Consider the following 439-nt stretch of genomic DNA (forward strand, 5'->3'; position numbering starts at 1 on the left):
ATGCAATGTGTTGCTAAACTCAAAAGTAATTTTTGAAAATAAAAGTTGTGCTATTTATGAGTATCAACATTTTAACCAATTAAAACATACATATAATGAAAATTGCCCTTTTTGCAATCCTGATGCAGAGAGAGAATTAATTGTTGAAACAGCTACCATGTATGCGATATATGATAAATTTCCAGTAAATCAAGGTCATGCACTCATCATTCCTAAAAGACATATTGCAAACTATTTTGAATTATCAATCAAAGAGCAATACGCATATTTATTAGTACTCAATAAAGTAAAAGATATTGTCACAAAACGATTTCAACCTGATGGTTTTAACATAGGGATTAATATTGGTGAATTTGCTGGGCAAACTATTTCGCATGTTCATATTCATTTAATTCCACGTTATAAAAATGATGTTGAAGATCCAAGAGGTGGTGTAAGA

1 protein-coding gene is annotated in these 439 nt (G+C 29.8%); it reads left to right on the forward strand.

What is annotated here, in order from left to right; genetic code table 11:
* On the forward strand, window positions 1-439 hold a 439-nt coding region (locus IU405_RS00380; protein WP_231749391.1), incomplete at both ends, for an HIT family protein.

This window comes from Polaribacter sp. BAL334 (assembly GCF_015767435.1).
Taxonomy (GTDB): domain Bacteria; phylum Bacteroidota; class Bacteroidia; order Flavobacteriales; family Flavobacteriaceae; genus Polaribacter.